Origin of the sequence: Pseudoxanthomonas sp., from assembly GCF_035999195.1 — a bacterium.
Classification (GTDB): domain Bacteria; phylum Pseudomonadota; class Gammaproteobacteria; order Xanthomonadales; family Xanthomonadaceae; genus Pseudoxanthomonas_A.
This window is the reverse complement of record NZ_DASYGY010000004.1, coordinates 768350-790265: the sequence shown is the minus strand read 5'-3', so window position 1 is coordinate 790265 and position 21916 is coordinate 768350. Positions and strand designations below refer to the sequence as shown.

Sequence of the window (21916 nt, the reverse complement as noted above, 5' to 3'; positions counted from 1 at the left end):
AGGCCTTGAACTCGCCACCGAAACGCTCCGCGCCGATCTTCGTCAGCGCCGCCGTCAGCGTCGTCTTGCCGTGGTCAACGTGACCAATCGTGCCCACGTTCACGTGGGGCTTGGTGCGTTCGAACTTACCCTTTGCCATGGCTGCTGGTTCTCGAGTGGATCAATGGATGGAAGTGGTGCTCACGAAAGGAATCGAACCTTCGACCTCCTCCTTACCAAGGAGGTGCTCTACCGACTGAGCTACGTGAGCGTGAAACCGGTTGTGTCGCCTGGATTGCCGCAGGTCCTGCACGGATGTTCAGTGGAGCGGGAGACGGGAATCGAACCCGCACTAGTAGCTTGGAAGGCTACAGTTCTACCATTGAACTACTCCCGCACCGGGAGACCACTACAACGCTAAGCAACAACGAAAACTGGTGGAGGGAGGTGGATTCGAACCACCGAAGGCGTAAGCCAGCAGATTTACAGTCTGCCCCCGTTGGCCGCTTGGGTATCCCTCCGGGATCACCGGACTGACTGGGCCGGGGCCAAATCAAACCAGGGTGAAACAGCCCGAGATTTTGGCGGGTGCCGACCCGTCTGTCAACGCGCCGGACACATTTTTTTTCTCAGACGTTGAACCGGAAATGCAGGACGTCGCCTTCCTGCACGCGATATTCCTTGCCTTCCAGCCGCAGGCGACCGGCATCGCGGGCACCGGCCTCGCCCTTGTACTTGAGGAAGTCGTCGAAGGCGATGGTCTCGGCGCGGATGAAGCCCTTCTCGAAATCGGTGTGGATCACGGCCGCGGCCTGCGGCGCGGTGGAGCCCGCCCTCACGGTCCAGGCCCGCACTTCCTTCACGCCGGCGGTGAAATAGGTCTGCAGGCCCAGCAACGTGTAGGCCGCCCGGATCACCCGGTTCAGGCCCGGCTCGTCCAGGCCCAGATCGGCCAGGAACGCGTCGCGGTCGGCATCGTCCAGCTGGGACAGCTCTTCCTCGATGGCGGCCGACACCGGCACCACCTGCGCCCCCTCGGTGGCGGCGCGCGCCCGCACGGCCTCCAGGTGCGGGTTGTTCTCGAAACCGTCCTCCAGCACGTTGGCCACGTACATGACCGGCTTCAGCGTGAGCAGGAACAGGTCGCGAACCAGCGCCTTCTCCTCCTCGTCCAGGCCCAGCGCGCGACCGGGCTTGCCGTCGTTGAGGCCGGCCTGCAGCTTCTGCAGCACCGGCTTGCGGGCGATCGCGTCCTTCTCGCCGGCCTTGGCGGAGCGCTCGGCCCGGTTGAGGGCCTTCTCGACGCTCTCCAGGTCGGCCAGCGCCAGCTCGGTGTCGATGGTGTCGATGTCCGAGATCGGGTCGATCCGGTTGTTGACGTGGATGACGTCGTCGTTCTCGAAGCAGCGCACCACGTGGGTGATCGCATCCACCTCGCGGATATGCGCCAGGAACTTGTTGCCCAGGCCCTCCCCGCTGGCGGCGCCCGCCACCAGGCCGGCGATGTCGACGAACTCCACCGCCGTCGGGATGACCTTCTGCGGCTTGACGATATCGGCCAGCTGGTTGAGGCGCGGATCCGGCACCGGCACCACGCCCACGTTCGGCTCGATGGTGCAGAACGGGAAGTTGGCCGCGGCGATGCCCGCCTTGGTCAGCGCGTTGAACAGGGTGGACTTGCCGACGTTCGGCAGGCCCACGATGCCGCATTTGATGCCCATGTCTACATCCGTGATTCGTGATTCGTGATTGGTGATTCGCGGCCGGGTGCGCGCCTGCAAATCACCAATCACCAATCACGGCTTCGGCGTATGCAACCGCGTCATCGCGTCCATGAAGTTGCCCGCGACCGCGAGCGGCAGCACGTCGATGGCGTCGTCGATCGCGCGGGCGATCAGGATTTCGTCGTCCTTGCCCGGCTTGCCCAGCACCCAGCCGGTCACCCGATCCTTGTGCCCGGGATGGCCGATGCCGATGCGCAGCCGGTGGAACTTGCCGTGACCCAGGTGCTGGATGGTGTCGCGCAGGCCGTTCTGGCCGCCGTGGCCGCCATCGAACTTGAGCCGCGCCACGCCGGGCGCCAGGTCCAGCTCATCATGCGCCAGCAGCGCCTCTTCCGGGGCGATCTTCCAGAAACGCAACGCCGCCGCGACCGACTTGCCGCTGAGATTCATGTAGGTGGCCGGCTTCAGCAGCCAGACCGGCTGGCCGGCGACCACGACCTTGGCCGTCTCGCCGAACAGTTTGCTGTCCAGCCCGAAGCGCTCACCCTGCCGTTCCGCCAGGGCGTCGACAAAATGGAACCCGGCGTTGTGCCGGGTTCGGGCATGTTCGGCACCGGGATTGCCCAGTCCGACGATGAGGCGCAGGCCTGCCATGGAGACGCATCGCGCGCCTTCGCCCGCCGAGGCGGGCGAAGGCTCACGCGATTACTTGTCGTCCTTCTTGGCGACCTTGGCGGCCGGCACGTCGGCCGACTCCGCCGGGGCTTCCTCGACCTCTTCCTTGCCGTGCTTGGCGATCACGACGGCGACGTCGTGTTCCTTGCCCAGCTTCAGCTCGGGGATGACCACGCCGGCCGGCAGCTTGACGTCGGACAGGTGGATCACCGCGCCGATGGCCAGGTCGGCCAGGTCGATCTCGATGAACTCCGGCAGGTCCTTCGGCAGGCACTCGACGACGACTTCGTTCAGCTCGTGGGTGACCACGACCTCGGCGGACTTGCCGGCCGGCGACTTGTCTTCGTTGAGGAAGTGCAGGGGCACCGCGGTGCGCAGCGTCTCGTTCTCATTCACGCGCTGGAAGTCCAGGTGCATGATCTGCTGCTTGAACGGATGGCGCTGCATGTCACGCAGCAGGACCTTCTGGATGTCGCCGTTGAGGCTCAGGTCCAGGATCGACGAGTAGAACCAGTCGTGCTGGGAGGCCAGCCAGACTTCGTTGTGGTTCAGCTGGATGCTGACCGGCTTCAGTTCGCCACCGTAGACGATGGCAGGCACGGCGCCCGCGTGACGGAGGCGGCGGCTCGCACCCTTACCCTCGTCCTCGCGACGCTCGACCTTGATTTGATGCGTCTTAGCCATGTTCTTCACTACCTAAGTTGAATGAACCGCCTCGCGGCGGCTTTGACGACTCTTCCGCGACCAGAAGAGTCCTGGGAAGGCCGGGACCCGGCATTCGGGATTCTTGATTCGCAAGCGCATCGGCTTGTGCGAATCACGAATCCCCAATCACGAATCCCGGCTCTCAATCCACGTACAGCGAACTGACCGACTCGCCGAAGGCGATGCGGCGGATCGTTTCCGCCAGCAGTTCCGCCACCGACAGCTGGCGGATCTTGCTGCAGCCCTGCGCCTGCGGCGAGAGCGGGATGGTGTCGGTGACGACGAGTTCGTCGAGCACCGAGTTGTTCAGATTGTCCACCGCCGGGCCCGAAAGCACGGGGTGGGTGCAGTACGCCGCCACCTTGTTGGCGCCGTGCTGCTTCAGCGCGGCCGCCGCGGCGCAGAGCGTGCCGGCGGTATCGACGATGTCGTCCACCAGCACGCAGTCCTTGCCTTCCACGTCACCGATGATGTTCATCACCGTGGCGACGTTGGCGCGCGGACGGCGCTTGTCGATGATCGCCAGGTCGGCATCGTCGAGGCGCTTGGCCACCGCACGGGCGCGGACCACGCCGCCCACGTCCGGCGACACCACCAGCAGGTTCTCCGTGCCGTAGGCGCGCCAGATGTCGGCCAGCAGCAGCGGCGACGCGTAGACGTTGTCGACCGGGATGTCGAAGAAGCCCTGGATCTGGTCGGCGTGCAGGTCGACCGTCAGCACGCGGTCCGCACTGACGGCCCCGAACATCTTCGCCGCCACCTTCGCCGTGATCGGCACGCGCGACGAGCGCATGCGGCGATCCTGGCGGGCGTAGCCGAAGTACGGCACCACCGCGGTGACGCTGCTGGCCGATGCGCGCTTCAGCGCGTCGATCAGGACCAGCAGCTCCACCAAGTTCTCGGCACTCGGCGCGCAGGTGGGCTGCACGACGAACACTTCCTGCCGGCGGACGTTTTCCTGGATCTCGACCTGCACTTCGCCATCGGAGAAGCGGGAGACCAGCGCCTTGCCCGGCCGCACGCCCAGCTCCCGGCAGATGCTGTTCGCCAACGGTTTGTTGGCATTGCCGGAGAACACGAGCAGGTTACGTTCGTCTTGCATGGCGTCGTCTCGGCGGATGCGGCTGGACTGCAGGATTGGCAGGGGCGGAAGGATTCGAACCTACGAATGCCGGGATCAAAACCCGGTGCCTTAACCACTTGGCGACGCCCCTAGGCGTTTTTCTCCGTCCCGCGAGCCTGCGCCAGCGCATCCAGCAGCGGCGAGCGCGCCGCGCCCTCCACCACCCAGGCACGAAGCCCGGCAGGCAGTGACGCCAGCGCGATCCCGGCAGAGGCCCGGTCGGCGAACTCCACGAAGCAGCCGCCGCCGGAACCCGTCAAACGTGGCGTACCGATCTGCGACAGGGCCTGGAAGACCGCCTCGATGGCAGGCTCCCGGCGACGCACGACCGGCTCGAACGCGTTGCCGAGAAGTGATCCCGAAACGAAGTCCGATATTTTCGCGGGTGCAGCATCACGCGTCAAATCCGGGGATCCGAACAGGGCCGCCGTCGGCACGTGGACGCCCGGATCGACCAGCAGATACCAGGCGGCGGGGAGCGCCAGCGGCGTCAGCTCCTCACCCACCCCTTCCGCCCAGGCATTCTCACCGCGGATGAAGACGGGCACATCCGCTCCCAGCTGCAGTCCCAGCGACGCCAACCGGCCTGGTGCCAGACCGCAGCCCCACAGGTGGTCCAAGGCAACCAGCACGGTCGCCGCGTCCGACGATCCGCCACCGAAACCGCCACCGGCCGGAATGCGCTTTTCGACGCCAATATCCACACCTTGGGCGACATTGGCTTCTTTTCTCAGGAGTCTGGCGGCACGGACAACCAGATCGTCCGCCTCGGAGACTCCCGGGACGGACTCGCCCGTCCGACGGATCTCGCCATCAGACCGCAGACGCAGGTGGATCGTGTCGCCCCAGTCGAGTAGCCGGAAGACGGTCTGCAGCAGGTGGTAGCCGTCGGCGCGCCGCCCGACGATCTGCAGCATCAGGTTCAGCTTGGCCGGCGCCGGCCAGTCCGACCAGCCCTCCGCGGCGGGGAAGGCCGTCACTGCGGCGCCAGTTGCCACTGGTCGACGGCGACCTTCACCGTCGCACCCTGACGGCGCGCCTCCATGCGGCGCGGCATGACCGGCTGGTCACCTTCGGCCGGGAACCAGTCGAGATAATCCACCCGCCACCCATGCTGGGTCAGGGTCCGCAGCCTGCCCTCGAGGTCGTACTCCACGCCAGTGGCCGGCGCGGTGGGATCCGCAATGCCGCGGGCCCAGTGCACCATGGAGGCGACCGGAATGTCCCAGCCGGTCGCCTCGCGCAGCAGGCGATCGGCATCGGCGCCTTCACGCGGCCCACCCTCCAACCCGTCCAAGCGAGCCGCCCGGGTCTGCAGGTCGCCGCCGAGGCGCCAGCTCTGCCGGGTCACCGGCGCGCTCAGCGCGACGAGATACCCGGTGCCCGTCTGCTGCCAGTCGATGCGGCCGCTGCCACCCTTGCCATTGGCATTGACCGCGACCCGACCCGCGAACGACCAGTCAGGCCGCGACTCCAACCAGGCCGAGCGGGTGGCCTGCGCGGCCTGCGCCGCGGCCAGCGCTTCGGGGTCGCGCAGGACGGGCGATTCCGCCGTCGGGCCACGCGTGGCGCAGCCGGCCATCGACAGGGCCGCCAGCCCCGCCAGCAGAAATCCAGAAACCTTCATGCGCCTGTCTTCTCCAGCGCCCGCAGCAGCGAGCGGTTGTCGGGATCGAGCTTGCGCGCTTCCTCGAAAAAGCGGCGCGCCTCGTCCTTCTGTCCCATCACCCACAACACCTCGGCCACGTGGGCGGCGATTTCGGGATCCTTCTGCAGCGTGAACGCACGCCGCAGTTCGACCAGCGCCTCCGCGTTGCGGCCCAGCCGGTACAGCACCCAGCCGTAGCTGTCGATGATGGCCGCATCGTCCGGCGCCGCGGCGCGGGCGCGATCGATCAGCTCGAGCGCTTCCCGGTAGCGCGTGGTGCGGTCGGCGAGCGTATAGCCCAGCGCGTTCAGCGCGGCGACGTTGTCCGGTTCGATGACCAGAATGCGCCGGAGGTCGGCTTCCGCGTGGTCGATGCGGTCGCGCCGTTCCCACGCCAGCCCGCGCGAATACAGCAGCGCCAGATCGTCCGGATAGGCCGCCAGACCGCGCGCGAACACGTCCAGTTCGCCCGCATCCTGTCCATCCTGTTGTCGCAGTTCGGCTTCCATCAGGTAGGCGTCGCGGCGGGTACCGTCCTCCACGCTGGCGTCGCCCTGCAGGGCCCGGGCTTCGGCGAAGGCCTCGTCCTTTCGCTTCAGGTCGAACAGCGTCTTGATCGCCCGCAGCCGGGCTTCGGCCCGCTGTTCGCCTGCCGGCACGCTGCGGTACCAGCCGAGGGCTTCTTCATGGCGATCCAGGAATTCGGCCATCTGGCCGAGCAGCAGGCGCCGGTCGGGGCTGTACTGCGTGGGCTGGTCCTTGCCGGCCTGCTTCAGTTCTTCGTAGAGGGCGCCGAGTGCCGTCTTGTCGTCGGCCTTGGCCAGCAGCTGCGCACGCAGCCCGTAGGTCAGGGTGTCCTGGGGCCCCTGCCCCATGGCGCGCGATGCGGCCACGGGATCGCCCAGCCGGTCGTACTCCTCGGCAAGCTTGAGGCGCAGGGCGGGATCGGTCGCCGCCCTGGGCAGCAAGCTGTCCAGCACGGCGCGCGCCTCCTGCTTGCGGTCGGCCTGCAGCAGCTGGCTGGCCTGCAGGAGGTCGACCAGCGGCTCTCCGGAAAAGCGCTTGACCACGTCGCCGACCATCCGCTCGACCAGGGCAGGCTGGTCCAGTTGCTGGGCCAGCCCGGTGAAGGCGAGCCACGGCGGCAGTTTGTCGGGGATGGCGCCCTCGTCCACCAGCTCCCGCAGCAGCCTCGGGGCCAGCGTCGGGTCCTTGCCGCCGCTGCCCAGCGCTGTCAGCGCATAGCGCCAGCCCAGGTCATCGGACTCCTTCATCAGCGCCGCCAGTTCCCGGCGCGCGATCTGCCCCTGCCCCTGGCGCAATGCCAGCGTCGCCTCGGCGCCACGCAGGGCCAGCGTACGCGGCGAACGGGCCCGCCACAGTTTGATCGCCTCGGCAGCGCGCGCATCGTCCTTGGCCAGCAGGGCGATGCGGGTGGCGCGCTCGGCCAGACCCGCATCGTCGCCCCGCTTCGCCGCATCCAGATACCAGCGGGCGGCCTCCGGCAGCTGACCGGCCTGCAGGGCGAATTCGCCCGCCATCACGGTGGCCAGCGCATCGTCGCGCGTGTCCGCAGGCGGGGCGGCGGTCGCGGCGATGGCGGACGGTGCGGCGAGCGCGAAAACGAGTACGGCGACCCAGCGGCGAATCATTTCGGGCATGAACGTCACGTCGGCCGTAAAATGGCGGCCCTGATATGAGCCAGCAGCTTACTGCAAGCGCCTGAACGATGACGTTGTGGGTCCTCGGACTGAACCACCAGACCGCGCCGGTCGACCTGCGCGAACGGGTGGCATTCGACGCCGGCACGGTGCCGCATGCGTTGTCGTCGCTGCGGGCGCTGCCCGACGTGATGGAGGCCGCCCTGCTCTCCACCTGCAACCGTACCGAGCTGTATGCGGTGGCCGAGGATGGCGACGTGCTCGCAAGCTGGCTGGCGACCCATGCGGAAGGCCTGGAGGGCTACCTCTACCGCCACCGCGATGCCGACGCCGTGCGCCACCTGTTCCGGGTCGCGACAGGACTGGATTCCATGGTCCTCGGCGAGCCGCAGATCCTCGGCCAGGTGAAGGACGCCTGGGCCACGGCGCGCGAACACGGCGCGCTGGGCAACCGCCTGGACCGCCTGTTCCAGCAGACCTTTGCCGTGGCCAAGCGCGCACGCACCGACACCCGCGTCGGCGCGAATCCGGTCTCGGTCGCCTCCACTGCCGTGCGGCTGGCGCAGAACTCGTTCGCCCGCCTCAGCGAGTCGACCGTGCTGCTGGTCGGCGCCGGCGAGACCATCGAACTGGCCGCCAAGCACCTGAGCGAAGGCAAGGTGCGCCGGCTGCTGGTCGCCAACCGCACGCTGGCGCATGCGCAGGAACTGGCCACCCGCCACGGTGGTTACGCGCTGCCGTTGACCGAACTGGAACGCCACCTGGCCGAAGCCGATGTGGTGTTTTCGGCCACCGCCGCGCGCGAACCGGTCGTCCTGCAGGCGCAGGTCGCCGCCGCACTGGCCAAGCGCAAGCACAAGCCCATGCTGCTGTTCGACCTGGCCGTGCCGCGCGACATCGAAGCCTCGGTGGCCGAACTGCGCGATGCCTACCTCTACACCGTCGACGACCTGGAACGCGCCGTCGAGGACAACCGCCGCAGCCGGCGCGAAGCCGCCGACGCCGCCGAGGCGATCATCGACGTGCAGGTCGGCCGCTTCATGGAAAGCCTGCTCGCCGGTTCCCGCCAGGAGCCGCTCAAGCGCCTGCGCGCGCTGGGCGAGTCCACGCGCGAGGACGTGCTGGCGAAGGCACGCCAGCAACTCGCCAACGGCCGCGAGCCGGAGCAGGTGCTGGAATTCCTGGCGCACACGCTGACCAACCGCCTGCTGCATCCGCCGACCGCCGCCCTGCGCGAGGCGGCGATGAGCGGCGATGCGGAACTGACCCGCGCGGCGGATCGCCTGTTTCCGGCGCAGCCGCCCTACTCCCACCTGAAGAAAGACGATGACGCCGACGCTGCGCCGTAAGCTCGAAGCGCTGGCCGAACGCCGGGAAGAACTGGAACGCCTGCTCGCCGACCCCGACGTGATCGGCGACAGCGATCGCTTCCGCAGCTTCTCGCGCGAGTTCTCCCAACTGGAGCCGGTCGCCACCGCCATGGCGGAGGAAAAGCGTGCACAGGCCGACCTGGCCGCCGCGCGCGCGATGCGCGGCGATCCGGAGCTGGCAGAACTGGCCGACGAGGAGATCGCCGCCGCCGAACAGCGGCTGGCGCAGCTCGACGAAGAACTGATGCTGCTGCTCCTGCCGAAGGACCATCGCGACGACGGCAACCTGTTCCTCGAAGTCCGCGCCGGCACCGGTGGCGACGAGGCCGCGATCTTCGCCGGCGACCTGTTCCGCATGTATGCGCGTTATGCCGAACGGCAGGGCTGGAAGGTCGAGATCGAATCGGACAGTCCCGGCGAGCATGGCGGCTACAAGGAGATCGTGGCGCGCGTGGTCGGCCGCGGTGCCTATTCCAAGCTCAAGTTCGAGTCCGGCACCCACCGCGTGCAGCGCGTGCCGGAAACCGAATCGCAGGGCCGCATCCACACCTCGGCGGCGACGGTGGCGATCATCCCGGACGTGGACGAAGTGGACGACATCGTCATCAACCCGGCCGACCTGAAGGTGGACACGTTCCGTTCGTCCGGCGCCGGTGGCCAGCACGTCAACAAGACCGAGTCCGCCATCCGCATCACCCACGTGCCCAGCGGCGTGGTGGTGGAATGCCAGACCGAGCGCAGCCAGCACGCCAACCGCGACAAGGCGATGAAGCGGTTGAAGGCGCAGCTGCTCGATGCCGAGCGCAGCAAACAGCAGGCCGCGCAGGCGGAGACACGCAAGCTGCAGGTCGGCAGTGGCGATCGCAGCCAGCGCATCCGCACCTACAACTTCCCGCAGGGCCGCATCACCGACCACCGGGTCGACGGCCTGACGCTGTACGACCTGCCCAATATCATCCAGGGCAACCTGGACGAGCTGATCGACCGGCTGAGCCGCGAGCATCTGGCCGATGAACTGGCGCGCCTGACGGAAGCGGCCTGATCGAACGCCGTCCCCGGACACTTCCCGTGTCGTCATCCGGCGGCTTTCAACAGCCGAATGGCTGGTCAGGCCGGGATGACGATATCGAGCTAGGCCGGGGCCACGTAGCTCGCACAAGCACGAACCCGGGCGACGCACCCCAAGGAATCCACGATGAGCCTCCTGATCACCCGTGCCACCGTCGATGATGTCGACACCATCGCGCCGCTGTTCGACCGCTACCGCATCTTCTACGGCAAGCCATCGGACCCGGGACTGGCGCGGGACTTCATCCGGGCGCGCGTGACGCGCGGCGAATCGGTCATCCTGTCGGCGTCACTCGAAGGCGATGCGGTCGGTTTCGTCCAGCTTTATCCCGCGTTCTCTTCCGTCAGCGCAGGACACGTCTGGATCCTCAACGATCTGCTGGTGCTGCCGGAGGCGCGCCGCCACGGCGTCGCCCGCGCGCTGCTGTCGGCCGCCGCTGACTTCGCCCGCGCCGATGGCGCACTGCGGCTGGAACTGGAAACCGACCACGACAACGCCAACGCACAGGCGCTTTACCGCGCCATGGGCTGGACACCATACGACGGCACCCTGCGCTTCCGGCTGCCGCTCTGAGCGTGGCGGTGAACGCTGATTTCCCTGGCGTGGGAGCGACGTCAGTCGCGAACAGGCATCGAGATCGCAAATGACGTCGCTCCCACAGTCGGAGATCCGCGCATCCGCGGCTTGTCGCACAGGTTCGCCTATCGCTAGGCTGCACGCATGATCACCGCGCCCCCTTCCACTGCACACAGCACGTGCGGCATTGGCCCCGGAAAGGGCGATGGCCGCTGACAACCCGCGCGAGGAGCGCGCACAACTGCGGCTGCAGGTACAGCAGAACCCCCAGGACTTCATCGCCTGGGTAATGCTGTCCGATGCCGAACTCGACCACGGTGATGCCGACGCCGGACGCCGCGCCGCCGAGCGCGCACTGGTTCTGCGCCCGCGCCATCCCGAAGCGCTCGCTCGGCTCGGCCGTAGTCACTGGCTGGCGGGCCGGCACATGCAGGCCGCGCAGGCGTTGAGCGAAGCGGCCACGCAGGCGCCGCACCATCCCGGCATCGCGCTGTGGCTGGGCCACGCACTGGAAGACGCCGGCGAGGCGGAAGCCGCCGCGCAGGCCTACGAACACGCCTATCGCCTGGTGCCGAACGAGCCGATGTTCGCCGCCCATCTGCTCAACTGGCGCCGCAAGCTCTGCGACTGGCGCGAACTCGATACGCTGTCGGCGCAGGTGCGTCGTGCCGTGCGCGAAGGCAACGGCGTCGTGGAACCGTTCGCTTTCCTCAGCGAAGACGCCAGCGCGGACGAACAGCTGGCGTGCGCGCGTCAGCGTGCGCGGCCCCTGGCATCGGTCATCCGGCCACTGCCGCCGGCCCCGCGCGCAGCGGCGGACGCGCCGCTGCGCCTCGGCTTCCTGTCAAACGGCTTCGGTGCACATCCTACCGGCCTGCTGACGGTCGCCTTCTTCGAGGCCCTGCAGGCACAGGACACCGCATCTGCCCACCTGTTCGCGCTGACGCCCGACGATGGCAGTCCCATCCGGCAAAGGCTGGCAGCCGCGACGCAGTTGCATGACGTGGCCGGACAGCCGCACGCGCGCATCGCGCAGACCATCCGCGACCAGCGCATCGATGTGCTGTACGACCTGCGCGGCTGGGGCGGCGGTGGCACGCCGGAAGTGCTGGCGATGCGACCGGCAGCGGTGCAGGTGAACTGGCTGGCCTATCCCGGCACCTCCGGCGCGCCCTGGATCGACTACGTGCTGGCGGACCGTTTTGCACTGCCCGAAGCACTCGTGCCGGCCTACAGCGAAGCCGTCGCCTGGCTGCCCGATGCCTTCCAGCCTTCCGATACGCGCCGCGTGGTCGAGCGAGCGCCATCGCGCGAAGCCTGCGGCCTGCCGGCCGTCGGCATGGTCTACGCCTGCTTCAACAACAGCTACAAGCTCAACCCGCGTAGCATGGGCAGGATGCTGGACGTGCTGGCGAACGTCGACGGCAGCGTGCTGTGGCTGCTGTCCGGGCCCGGCCGCGCCGACGACAGGCTGCGTGCGGTGGCGCAGGCCCGCGGCCTGGATCCGGCGCGGCTGGTGTTCATGCGCAAGCAGCCGCATGCGGCGTATCTGGCGCGCTACCGGCATGTCGACCTGTTCCTCGACACGCATCCCTACAACGCGCACACGACGGCCTCCGATGCGTTGTGGGCCGGGTGCCCGGTGCTGACCTGTCCCAGCACGACGTTCGCCGCGCGCGTGGCCGGCAGCCTCAACCACCATCTCGGGCTGGACGACATGAACGTGGCCGACGAGGGCGCGTTCGTCGCCACCGCGATCCGACTGGGGCACGACGCGGCGGCGCGTGCCGACCTGCGCGCGCGCCTGCAGGCGGCTATCGTGCAGGCGCCGCTGTTCGACATGACGCAGTTCGCGCAAGGGTTCGTCGGCGTTGCCCGACGCATGGCGGAACGCCATCGCAACGGCCTGCCACCCGCGCCGCTCGACTGACCCGCGAGTGCGCTACCCTGCGGCCATGAGCCATGCCGACGCCCTGATCCCCCTGCACCTTTGCGTGCTGACCGTGTCCGACAGCCGTACCCTCGCCGAGGACCGCTCCGGCGACTACCTTGTCGAGGCACTCGCGCAGGCGGGCCACCACCTGCACGACCGCGCCCTGCTCCCCGACGACCGCTATCGCCTGCGCGCGACCGTCTCGCAGTGGATCGCGGACCCTGCTGTCGATGGCATCCTGGTGACCGGCGGCACCGGTTTCACCGGCCGCGACTCCACGCCCGAAGCGCTGCTGCCGCTGCTGGACAAGGAAATGCCCGGCTTCGGCGAACTGTTCCGCCATGTCAGCGTCGAGGAGATCGGCACCTCGTCATTGCAGTCGCGCGCGTTCGCCGGCCTGGCCAACCAGACCTTCCTCTTCTGCCTGCCCGGTTCCACCTCGGCCTGCCGCACGGCATGGGAGAAGATCATCCGCGCGCAACTCGACGCACGCACGCGTCCGTGCAACCTGGCGACGCTGCGTCCCCGTTTGAAGGAATGAGCCAAGGAGCGCCTGCGATGTCACTCGATGCCACCCTGCGTCTGCTCACCAAGGCCAGCGGCCTGACCGCCGCCGATCTCGCCGCCGCCATCCCGCGTGCGGGCGTGACCACGGTGAAATCCTGGCTCGCCGGCGAGAAGATGCCCGGCGGCGACCAGCTCGCCGCCCTCGCGCGCGCCTTCGGCGTACCCGCCGGGGCGCTGCTGTCGGAACTGGCGACCACGCTGGACCCTGCGCGCACCCAGGGCGAGCACGACCTGCTCGCCGCCTACCGGGCACTCAATACACGGCAGCAGGGCGCACTGCTCGAAGTCGCCCGCGGCATGGCCGGGCACAAGGTACGCCGCAAACGCTGATTCCCCGCCACACAGGACGTCGTGATGAAATCCCTCAAGCGCAAGGACTACGAAGCCCGCCTCAAGCCGCTGCAGCTCGAACTCGCCGCGATGGCGCGCTGGGCGTCCCACTCCGGCGCGCGCATCGTGGTGGTGATGGAAGGCCGCGACACCGCGGGCAAGGGCGGCGCGATCGGCGCGATCACCGAACACCTCAACCCGCGCCAGTGCCGGGTGGTGGCGTTGCCCAAGCCCAGCGAGCGCGAAGCCACGCAGTGGTACTTCCAGCGCTACATCGCGCACCTGCCCGCGGCGGGCGAGATCGTGCTGTTCGACCGCAGCTGGTACAACCGCGCCGGCGTGGAGAAGGTCATGGGCTACTGCACCGACGAACAGCACGCGCGCTTCCTGCAGCAGGCGCCGGTGTTCGAGCGCGGCATCACCGACGACGGCATCCTGCTGTTCAAGTACTGGCTGTGCGTGGACCAGGCGCAGCAGGAAGAGCGCTTCGCAGAACGCGCCGAAGAACCGCTGAAGAGCTGGAAGCTGTCGCCCATCGACCTGAAGGCGCGCGAGAAGTACGCCGACTACACCGCCGCGCGCGAAACCATGCTGGAAGCGACGCATACGAAGCACGCGCCATGGACGCTGGTCGACTTCAACGACCAGCGCATCGGTCGCCTCACTCTGATCCGCGACCTGCTGGATCGCCTGCCGGATACGCAGGTGCCGCTGGAGCCGCTGGGCCTGCCGCCACTGAAGGGCAAGCTGCACCGGGAACGCTACGGCGTGCTGAAGCCGATCAAGCCGCACCACGGCGGCTGACGCATGCGGTTGCCGCTGATGGCCGCGCTGTGGCTGGCCGCATCGCGCGCGATGGCCCAGGACGCCACTGCGGCATCCGACGACGCCGATGCGACGACGCTGGACACCCTCATCGTCCGGCCCGAGCCGGAGGAAGTGGTGGATCTGTACCGCTTCGAGAATCCGGTGGATGTCGAACCGACGGTGTTCGAGCGCAGCTGGAAAGAGCCCACCAGCCTGGAACAACTGGGCAAGAACGGCGGCATCGTGCCGGTGCTGGCCGGACTTGCGGCGAAAGGCATACAAACCGGCGCACGCAAGATCCCCGGCTGGAAGGAACCCCGGCAAGAGGTGATCGCACGCCCACCGCCGCTGGACGAGGAACAGGCCGCGCGGGCCTTGCGCCTGCAGCAGTCCGGCGAACCCTGAGGCTGCATCACCGGCCGCAGTGCCGCGCACGGAGCCTGGACGCGGCTGCATTGCGAAGCCAGTGCGCCGATCGCCTGACGCCGGTCGCGATCCGCTCGACCCGCTGTCCGGAACACCGGTGCGGGACGCACTGTCGGCTACGCCGGTAGCGAAGGCGAACCGGCATGTCCGCCAAGGCCCGGTCGAGTGCCCCGCCAGACAACAACGACCGGCGCAAGCAGCCCGTACGCCATCGGCAGGTCGCCACGGGACATCGCGCGGTCACGGTGTGTCCGAGCGCCGCGCGCCCGACGGCGTGGCCGACGATGCCTGCCGCACGCACGCGTCCCGTTGATCGGCGCGCCGCGTGTCGCGCGCCTGCATGTTCCGTCCGCTTACCAGAGCAGCCAAGCCATCGCCGCGCCAACAATTGCGATAGCCCAACTGCATCACATCCGTTCATGCATGCGTCCGGCATACCGGCATCCGGCGGATCCGATGCGGACCGTCCACCCCACACGCACTACCCGGCACGACGTGGACTGCGCTGCAGACCGCGACCTTCACCTTACGCAAGGCCATGGGAGAGTGAACATGTTGAGGAGCTTGGGCAGGACCTGGTGGCTGATCGGTGCACTGGCGATGACCGCCAGCGGCAGCGCGTATGCGCAGACCGTCAGCTGCAGCGGCATACCCGCGTGGACATCGTCCACCATCTACAACCCCGGCGACCGGCTGGTGTACCAGAGTCGCCTGTACGAAGCGAAGATCCAGATCTGGAACGCCCCACCCACCCACTGCACGAGCTGCGGCTGGTACCAGGACCTGGGTGCGTGCGGCACCGGCGGCAACCAGCCGCCCAGCGTCACCCTGACCTCGCCCGCCAACGGCGCGTCCGTCGCCACCGGCAGCACCGTGACCGTCAGCGCGACCGCCAGCGACAGCGACGGCACCATCGCGCGCGTGGAGTTCTTCCGCGGCACCACGTCGCTGGGTGTGGATACGACCGCGCCCTACAGCGTGACCTGGACCAATGCGGCCGCGGGCAGCCACGCCTTCCGCGCGGTCGCCACCGACAACGGCGGCGCGACCGCGCAGTCGGCCACGGCCACGATCAGCGTAGGCACCGCGTCGGATACCGTCGCGCCCAGCGTGCCGAGCGGATTGAACTCGCCATCGAAGACCGCGTCCAGCGTGTCGCTGGCATGGAACGCGTCCACCGACAACAGTGGCGGCAGTGGCGTGGCCGGTTACGACGTCTACCGCAACGGCTCGCTCGCGGGCTCGGCCACCGGCACCACCTATACCAGCACGGGACTGTCGGCCAGCACCGCCTACAGCTTCACCGTCCGCGCGCGCGACCATGCCGGCAACGCCTCCGCGCAGAGCGGGGCCATCAGCGTGACGACCTCGGCAATCAGCGATACCGTCGCCCCCTCGGTGCCCAGCGGACTGGCCGTGGTAGGCCAGACCGGCAGCAGCATCTCGCTGGCGTGGAACGCCTCCACCGACAACAGCGGTGGCAGCGGCGTGTCCGGCTACGACATCTACCGCAACGGCATGCTCGCCGGGTCGTCCGGCAACACCCGCTACACCGTGACCGGCCTGGCCGCCGCCACGAGCTACAGTTTCACCGTGCGCGCACGCGACGTGGCAGGCAACGCCTCGGCACAGAGCGCCGCCATCAGCGGCAGCACCACCTCGGGAGGCGGCAGCAGCAAGCGGCTGCTCGGCTACTTCGTGCAGTGGGGCATCTACGCGCGCAACTACCGGGTCAAGAACATCGACACCAGCGGTACCGCCGCCAAGCTCACCCACATCAACTACGCCTTCGGCAACGTGCGCAACAACCGCTGCGAAGTCGGCGTGACCCAGCCCAGCAACGAGGCCACCGGCGCGGGAGGCGACGCGTTCGCCGACTACACCAAGGCCTTCAGCGCGGCCGAAAGCGTCGATGGCGTGGCCGACACCTGGGACCAGCCGCTGCGCGGCAACTGGAACCAGCTGAAGGAACTGAAGGCCAAGCATCCCGGCCTGAAGGTGCTGATCTCGCTGGGCGGCTGGACCTGGTCGCGCGGCTTCTCCGAAGCGGCCAGGCCGGCCAACCGGCAGGCGTTCGTGGCCTCGTGCATCGACGCCTACATCCGCGGCAACCTGCCCGTCACCGACGGCGCGGGCGGCACCGGTGCGGCACTGGGTGTGTTCGACGGCATCGACCTGGACTGGGAGTACCCCAACGCCTGCGGCCTCAGCTGCGGGTCGGCGGAGGACCGCGCCAACTTCACCGCCCTGCTCGCCGAGTTCCGCCGCCAGCTCGACGCGGTGCGTCCCGGCCTGCTGCTCACCGTGGCGGTGGGGGCCGGTGTCGACAAGATCGCGGCCACCGATCCGGGCCAGTACGCGCACTACCTGGATTTCATCAACCTCATGAGCTACGACTTCCACGGCACCTGGGAACCGCGGACCAACCATCATTCGGCGGTGTTCGATTCGCCCAACGATCCTTCCACCGGCGACGTGCGCTTCTACAACAGCAATGATGCGGTCGAGGCCTTCCTGCAGCGCGGCGTGCCGGCGTCGAAGTTGAACCTGGGTATCGGCTTCTACGGCCGCGGCTGGACCAACGTGCCCAACGTCAACAACGGCCTGTACCAGAGCGGCAGCGCCGCCGCGGGTACGTACGAAGCGGGCAACGAGGACTACCGCGTGCTGAAGAACCTGGCCTGGCCCAGCTTCATCGACCCCGTCGCGCGCGCGCACTGGATCTACAACGGCACCACGTTCTGGTCGTTCGACAACCCGGCGATCATCACCGAGAAAATGAACTACACGAAGGTGCAGGGGCTGGGCGGTGCGTTCTTCTGGGAGCTCAGCGGCGACGATGCGCAGGGCACCCTGGCCAAGACGATGAGTGCGGGACTGGAGTAACCGCGCGGGATGGAGAGGAAGCGGTCGGTTGGCCGCTTCCTTTCTTCTCCCGTCACGAGGATGGCGTCAGCCGGTCACGAAACCGGCGTTGACGGGCCCGTTCCAGTCGCTGCGCGCCACGCCGTCCACGCGGGCCGAGGGCGGTCCGTGCCGCAGCCAGGCCTCCAGTGCATCGAGCGCATCGGCATCGCCCTCGGCGATCACTTCCACGCGGCCATCCGGCAGGTTGGTCGCACGACCCGACAGCCCCAGGTCCAGCGCACGCTCGCGGGTGGACGCGCGGAAGAACACGCCCTGCACCTTGCCGCTGACCAGGAAGCGCGCCGCCGCCATCACGCCTTCGCTTTCGGACCGCCCGCCTCAGCGATGGCGGCCTCGATCTCCTTGCCCGTCACCGGGCCGAGGAACTGCTTGGCCACCTTGCCGTCCGGCGCGATGAGATAGGTGAGCGGCAGGCCGCGCGGCGTGGCGAAATCGGCCGGCGGGTTGTACACATCGAGGATGGCGATGGGATACACCACCGGCCGTTCCTTCAGGAAGGCCTTGAGGTCGTCGGCCTCGATCTCTTCGTAGGCCAACCCGATCACTTCGATATGGTCGTTGTCCTTGTCCAGCGCGGACAGGTCGGGCATTTCCTTCAGGCAGGGCGCACACCAGGTAGCCCAGAAATTCACCACCACCCAGCGGCCACGGTGCGCGGCGAGCGTGTAGTCGGCGCCCTCCAGCGTCTTCACCTGCAGCGTCGGGACCTCCGCCGTGCGCTCGGCCGGCTTCTCGGCGTCGGGGTCGACATCCTGCACGTGCGCCTCGATGGCCGGCCCCGCCACCTCGGCCGGGGCGGAACCCGCATTGCAGGCGGCCAGCGACAACGCCACGGCCAGCGACAGGGAGGTAACGGGCTTCATGCAGGCTCCTGGGGGGATTCGGTGAACAGGTCGCTGACGCGCTTTTTCAGCAGTTCGCGCAAGGGGACGCGCAGGTCGTCCAGTGCGTCGCGCGCCGCACGGCCCAGCGCATCGTCGCGGAACGGCAGGTGCGCTTCGGCGACCGGGATGCGCAGTTGGCAGGCTTCGTACAGGTCGCACAGCGTCAGGTCGTCCAGGTCGCGCGCCAGCAGCCATTCGCCTTCCTCGTCGCGGCGCAGCAGGTTGATCTCGGCGAGTTGGCCGAGCATCTGCTGGATCAGCGAATCGGTCAGCATCGGTTCCATCGCCAGGATCTGGTCGCTGTGCAGCCCCTTGCCGTGCTCGCGCGCCTGCGCGAAGCGGCCCAGCATGCGCAGCAGCCCGTACAGCTCGTAGCCCAGCGGCAGCCGCAGCGCCACCGGCTGGTAGCGGAAGGCGGCCATGCCCGAGGCCAGCGACGCGCCCAGCAGCACCGCCACCCAGCACAGGAAGATCCACAGCAGCAGGATGGGCGCCGCCGCCACCGCGCCATAGATCTTCTGGTAGGTGTTGAAACTGCCCAGGTACACGCCCAGGCCCCACTTGGCCAGCTCCAGCAGCACGGTGGCCAGCAGCGCGCCGGCCACCGCATAGCGCCACTTGATGGTCCGGTGCGGCACCACGCGGTAGATCACCACGATGGCCGCCAGCTCGATCAGCACCGGGGCCACGCTCAGCGACAGCGTCTGCAGCCACTTGCCGCCGCTGGTGGCGAACACCGGCAGCGCATAGAAACGCGCCGACAGTGCCAGCGAGGCGGCCGCCATCAGCGCGCCCAGCGTCAGCACGGTCCAGTAGACCAGGAAGCGCGACAGCTTCGGCCGCGCGCTGCGCACGCGCCAGATGCGGTTGAACGTGGCCTCGATGCTGTTGAGCGTGATCAGCAGCGACACCACCAGCGCGATCACGCCCACCGCGGTCAGCTTGCCCGTATTGGCCAGGAAACCGTCCAGCTTCGCCTTCAGGCCGGCCGCCGCGCCCGGCAGGAAGTTGGCGAAGATGTAGTCGCGCAGCTGCGCGCTCCATTCCTGGAACACGGGGAACGCGGACAGCACGCCGAACACCACCATCGCCAGCGGCACCAGCGCGAACAGCGTGGTGTAGGCCAGCGAACCGGCGGCCTGGAACAGGCGGTCGTCCAGGAAGCGCTTGGCGAGGAAACGGAAGAAGGTGCCCATGCGTGCGCGGTCGCGCACGCGGTCGGTCCAGCGGTTCAACGAGTCCAGGGGCTCCATGGGTCGGAAGGGTAACCGATGCGTCATGGAGGCGACATCGCCGATACTAGGCGCCTTCCACGCGACGAAGACGCTCCGATGCCCGAGATCCTGGTGCTCTACTACAGCCGCGGCGGCTCCGTGGCGAAGCTGGCGCGACAGATCGCGCGCGGCGTGGGCGAAGTGGACGGGATGTCCGCGCGTCTGCGCACGGTGCCGCCGGTGGCGGCGGTGACCCAGCAGGCCGCACCGCCGGTACCCGAGGACGGGGCGCCGTACGTGGACCGGCAGGACCTGGCCGAGTGCGCCGGCCTGATCCTCGGCAGTCCCACCCGCTTCGGCAACATGGCCGCCCCGGTCAAGCACTTCATCGACGGCCTGGGCGCCGAGTGGGCCAGCGGCACGCTGGTCGGCAAGCCGGCGGCGGTGTTCACGTCCACTGCCACCCAGCATGGGGGACAGGAATCCACCCTGCTCTCGATGCAGGTGCCGCTGCTGCACCACGGCTGCGTGATCGTCGGCATCCCCTTCACCGAGCCGCAACTCAGCAGCACCCGCACCGGCGGCACGCCGTACGGCGCCAGCCATGTCGCCGGCGGCGACGACGACCCGCAGCCCAGCGATGACGAAGCCGCGCTCGCGCGCGCGCTCGGTCGCCGCGTGGCGGATATCGCCCGTCGGTTGGAGGTGCGCTGATGGACCGCTCCCGTCTCCTGCTCGCGGCCCTGCTGCAACTGCTCGCCATCCTGTACGCGGCGTGGTTCTGGGGCGACCGCCAGTACACGCTCGCCCTGCTGGTGTTCGCGCTGCCGCCGATCCTGCTGATGATCGGGGTGATGGCGCGCCGGCGCACGGCGGCGTTCTGGGCCGGCGTGTTCGCGCTGTTCTGGTTCTCGCACGCGGTAATGGTGGCGTGGGCCGACCCGGTGAAGGCGAAGTTCGCCTGGGTGGGCATCGTGCTGTCCATCGGCATCGTGCTGGCGACCAGCTGGCCCGCGTTCGCCAAGCGCTTCGGTCGGAAGCCTTGATGCGCTTCGCCGTCGCGCTGTTCTTCTATGCGTTCGCGTCATGCGCCTGGGCGCAGGGCGACGTGTGCGAACCGGTGGAACCGACGCGCGTGGAGAACCGCGACGGCAGCGTGCTGATCCTGCGGACGGAATGCCCTTCGCCCGCGCTGCGTCGCCACATCGTCGAGCTCGCGTGCGATGGCGGGCGTACCTGCGACCGCCTGGAGATCGACCAGGAAACGGCCTACACGCGGATGGGCAATGCCGGCCCGGTGGATCTGGACGGGGACGGCCTGCATGAGATCGAGATCCTCGGCGCGTGCGGTGCGGGGCCGAACTGCGAGGGCGATGTCTACCGGATCGACCCGGCCACGCGGACGCTGCAGCACTTCTTCAGCGGTGGCTACTACGAGCTGCAGTTCATCGACGGGTGGCTGGTGCAGGCCGGGCGCAGCAGCTGCTGCAGCTGGAACTACCTGATGTGGAAGCTGGACGCGGTGCGATCGCTGCCGCTGAGCGACGGCAACCAGGACCTGCGGGCGCAGGTGGACGGCAGCGGCGCCACCTACGAGGAGGACGGTCGCGGGGACGCGCAATGCACGTTCCTGCGGGAAAGCGGCGATAATCGCGTGGTGGTCGCACCGCCTTCGCCGGGACTGGAAGACATGATCTGCCGGCACTACGGCGAGGCGTACCGCCTGACACCCCCGGATACAACGCCAGGCGCGCCGTGAGCGCCGGCAGGAGCCTTGAGATGGACGAGCTGCTGATCGTCACCACCGGTGGCACGATCGACAAGATCTACTTCGACGACAAGTCCGACTACCAGATCGGCGATCCGCAGATCGGCATGATCCTGCGCGAGCTGGGCGTGACGTTCCGCTTCACCGTCATCCCGATCCTGCGCAAGGACTCGCTGCACATCACCGGCGAGGATCGCGAGCTGATCCGCGCCACCATCGCGGCGCAGCCGACGAAGCATGTGCTGGTCACGCACGGAACCGACAGCATGGTGCAGACGGGCCACGTGCTGGCGTCGATTCCGGACAAGACCATCGTGATGACCGGCGCGCTCAGCCCGGCCCGGTTCCGCGGCTCGGACGCCGAGTTCAACATCGGCTGCGCGATCGGCGCGGTGCAGTCGCTGCCGTCGGGCGTGTACATCGCCATGAACGGGCGGATCTGGGATCCGGCGAAGGTGCGGAAGAATGTAGCGGCGAACCGGTTCGAGGCGGTTTGAGGCCGACAGACGGATGGATGCTGCAGCAACAA

24 protein-coding genes and 4 tRNA genes are annotated in these 21916 nt (G+C 68.4%); 13 read left to right on the top strand and 15 right to left on the bottom strand.

Features of this window, described 5'->3' with window-relative positions:
* The 12 genes from VGN58_RS04385 to VGN58_RS04330 all read right to left on the bottom strand — a co-directional run.
* Positions 1-139, bottom strand: a 139-nt coding sequence (locus VGN58_RS04385; RefSeq protein WP_238482135.1) for a GTP-binding protein, incomplete at its 3' end; no start/stop codon positions are given.
* 35 nt (positions 140-174) lie between these two features.
* Positions 175-250, bottom strand: a tRNA-Thr gene (locus VGN58_RS04380).
* A gap of 52 nt (positions 251-302) precedes the next feature.
* Positions 303-376: transfer RNA gene (locus VGN58_RS04375), tRNA-Gly, on the bottom strand.
* 38 nt (positions 377-414) lie between these two features.
* Positions 415-500: transfer RNA gene (locus tag VGN58_RS04370), tRNA-Tyr, on the bottom strand.
* A 108-nt stretch (positions 501-608) separates the two neighbouring features.
* Positions 609-1700: a redox-regulated ATPase YchF gene (ychF, locus tag VGN58_RS04365; protein ID WP_327481989.1), complete on the bottom strand. Its 1092-nt coding sequence runs from the start codon at positions 1698-1700 to the stop codon at positions 609-611.
* A gap of 75 nt (positions 1701-1775) precedes the next feature.
* A complete protein-coding gene (gene pth, locus VGN58_RS04360) occupies positions 1776-2357 on the bottom strand; it encodes an aminoacyl-tRNA hydrolase (RefSeq protein ID WP_327481987.1) in 582 nt (193 codons plus the stop codon).
* A 51-nt stretch (positions 2358-2408) separates the two neighbouring features.
* On the bottom strand, positions 2409-3062 hold the full coding sequence (locus tag VGN58_RS04355) for a 50S ribosomal protein L25/general stress protein Ctc (RefSeq protein WP_327481985.1): 654 nt from the start codon (positions 3060-3062) through the stop codon (positions 2409-2411).
* Between the two features lie 163 nt (positions 3063-3225).
* A complete protein-coding gene (locus tag VGN58_RS04350) occupies positions 3226-4185 on the bottom strand; it encodes a ribose-phosphate diphosphokinase (RefSeq protein WP_055940747.1) in 960 nt (319 codons plus the stop codon).
* 36 nt (positions 4186-4221) lie between these two features.
* Positions 4222-4297: transfer RNA gene (locus tag VGN58_RS04345), tRNA-Gln, on the bottom strand.
* Entirely contained in the window at positions 4296-5186 is an 891-nt protein-coding gene (gene ispE, locus VGN58_RS04340; RefSeq protein ID WP_327481982.1) for a 4-(cytidine 5'-diphospho)-2-C-methyl-D-erythritol kinase, read from the bottom strand. Before ispE ends, VGN58_RS04345 begins: the two co-directional genes overlap by 2 nt.
* Positions 5183-5833 carry a lipoprotein insertase outer membrane protein LolB gene (lolB, locus tag VGN58_RS04335; RefSeq protein WP_327481980.1) on the bottom strand — a complete coding sequence of 217 codons (651 nt, stop codon included), beginning with the start codon at positions 5831-5833 and terminating at the stop codon, positions 5183-5185. The genes ispE and lolB overlap by 4 nt, the downstream gene beginning before the upstream one ends.
* Positions 5830-7515 carry a tetratricopeptide repeat protein gene (locus tag VGN58_RS04330; RefSeq protein WP_327481978.1) on the bottom strand — a complete coding sequence of 562 codons (1686 nt, stop codon included), beginning with the start codon at positions 7513-7515 and terminating at the stop codon, positions 5830-5832. The genes lolB and VGN58_RS04330 overlap by 4 nt, the downstream gene beginning before the upstream one ends.
* Before the next feature lie 68 nt (positions 7516-7583).
* On the opposite strand from VGN58_RS04330, the gene hemA reads away from it, so the two are divergent.
* The 9 genes from hemA to VGN58_RS04285 all read left to right on the top strand — a co-directional run bounded on the left by hemA (position 7584) and on the right by VGN58_RS04285 (position 17479).
* Positions 7584-8864: a glutamyl-tRNA reductase gene (hemA, locus tag VGN58_RS04325; RefSeq protein WP_327481976.1), complete on the top strand. Its 1281-nt coding sequence runs from the start codon at positions 7584-7586 to the stop codon at positions 8862-8864.
* Positions 8842-9927, top strand: a complete 1086-nt coding sequence (prfA, locus tag VGN58_RS04320; RefSeq protein ID WP_327481974.1) for a peptide chain release factor 1 — start codon at positions 8842-8844, stop codon at positions 9925-9927. Before hemA ends, prfA begins: the two co-directional genes overlap by 23 nt.
* Positions 9928-10080: 153 nt before the next feature.
* Positions 10081-10527: a GNAT family N-acetyltransferase gene (locus VGN58_RS04315; RefSeq protein ID WP_327481972.1), complete on the top strand. Its 447-nt coding sequence runs from the start codon at positions 10081-10083 to the stop codon at positions 10525-10527.
* A 208-nt stretch (positions 10528-10735) separates the two neighbouring features.
* A complete protein-coding gene (locus tag VGN58_RS04310; protein WP_327481970.1) occupies positions 10736-12460 on the top strand; it encodes a tetratricopeptide repeat protein in 1725 nt (574 codons plus the stop codon).
* A gap of 25 nt (positions 12461-12485) precedes the next feature.
* Entirely contained in the window at positions 12486-13004 is a 519-nt protein-coding gene (moaB, locus tag VGN58_RS04305) for a molybdenum cofactor biosynthesis protein B (protein WP_327481968.1), read from the top strand.
* Positions 13005-13021: 17 nt separating this feature from the next.
* Positions 13022-13360, top strand: coding sequence for a helix-turn-helix domain-containing protein (locus tag VGN58_RS04300; RefSeq protein ID WP_327481966.1), 339 nt, complete (start codon positions 13022-13024; stop codon positions 13358-13360).
* A 24-nt stretch (positions 13361-13384) separates the two neighbouring features.
* The gene (gene ppk2, locus VGN58_RS04295) at positions 13385-14164 is read left to right on the top strand and encodes a polyphosphate kinase 2 (protein WP_327481964.1); all 780 of its coding nucleotides are present in this window, start codon (positions 13385-13387) and stop codon (positions 14162-14164) included.
* A gap of 3 nt (positions 14165-14167) precedes the next feature.
* Positions 14168-14572 carry a hypothetical protein gene (locus VGN58_RS04290; protein ID WP_327481962.1) on the top strand — a complete coding sequence of 135 codons (405 nt, stop codon included), beginning with the start codon at positions 14168-14170 and terminating at the stop codon, positions 14570-14572.
* Positions 14573-15145: 573 nt separating this feature from the next.
* Entirely contained in the window at positions 15146-17479 is a 2334-nt protein-coding gene (locus tag VGN58_RS04285) for a glycosyl hydrolase family 18 protein (protein ID WP_327481960.1), read from the top strand.
* A 66-nt stretch (positions 17480-17545) separates the two neighbouring features.
* On the opposite strand, the gene VGN58_RS04280 is transcribed toward VGN58_RS04285, so the two are convergent.
* From VGN58_RS04280 to VGN58_RS04270, 3 genes are read right to left on the bottom strand one after another with little or no spacing between them, the layout of a single operon-like run.
* Positions 17546-17812, bottom strand: coding sequence for an acylphosphatase (locus VGN58_RS04280; RefSeq protein ID WP_327481958.1), 267 nt, complete (start codon positions 17810-17812; stop codon positions 17546-17548).
* On the bottom strand, positions 17812-18384 hold the full coding sequence (locus tag VGN58_RS04275) for a TlpA disulfide reductase family protein (protein ID WP_327481956.1): 573 nt from the start codon (positions 18382-18384) through the stop codon (positions 17812-17814). Before VGN58_RS04275 ends, VGN58_RS04280 begins: the two co-directional genes overlap by 1 nt.
* Positions 18381-19658: a YihY family inner membrane protein gene (locus tag VGN58_RS04270; protein ID WP_327481954.1), complete on the bottom strand. Its 1278-nt coding sequence runs from the start codon at positions 19656-19658 to the stop codon at positions 18381-18383. The genes VGN58_RS04275 and VGN58_RS04270 overlap by 4 nt, the downstream gene beginning before the upstream one ends.
* A 78-nt stretch (positions 19659-19736) precedes the next feature.
* On the opposite strand from VGN58_RS04270, the gene wrbA reads away from it, so the two are divergent.
* From wrbA to VGN58_RS04250, 4 genes are read left to right on the top strand one after another with little or no spacing between them, the layout of a single operon-like run.
* Positions 19737-20333 (top strand): NAD(P)H:quinone oxidoreductase, encoded by a 597-nt coding sequence (gene wrbA / locus VGN58_RS04265; RefSeq protein ID WP_327481952.1) that lies wholly within the window; start codon positions 19737-19739, stop codon positions 20331-20333.
* The gene (locus VGN58_RS04260) at positions 20333-20665 is read left to right on the top strand and encodes a DUF2069 domain-containing protein (protein ID WP_327481949.1); all 333 of its coding nucleotides are present in this window, start codon (positions 20333-20335) and stop codon (positions 20663-20665) included. The genes wrbA and VGN58_RS04260 overlap by 1 nt, the downstream gene beginning before the upstream one ends.
* Positions 20665-21378 (top strand): hypothetical protein, encoded by a 714-nt coding sequence (locus VGN58_RS04255; RefSeq protein WP_327481947.1) that lies wholly within the window; start codon positions 20665-20667, stop codon positions 21376-21378. Before VGN58_RS04260 ends, VGN58_RS04255 begins: the two co-directional genes overlap by 1 nt.
* Positions 21379-21398: 20 nt before the next feature.
* Positions 21399-21884, top strand: coding sequence for an asparaginase domain-containing protein (locus VGN58_RS04250; protein ID WP_327481945.1), 486 nt, complete (start codon positions 21399-21401; stop codon positions 21882-21884).
* The last annotated feature ends 32 nt before the right edge of the window (positions 21885-21916 follow it).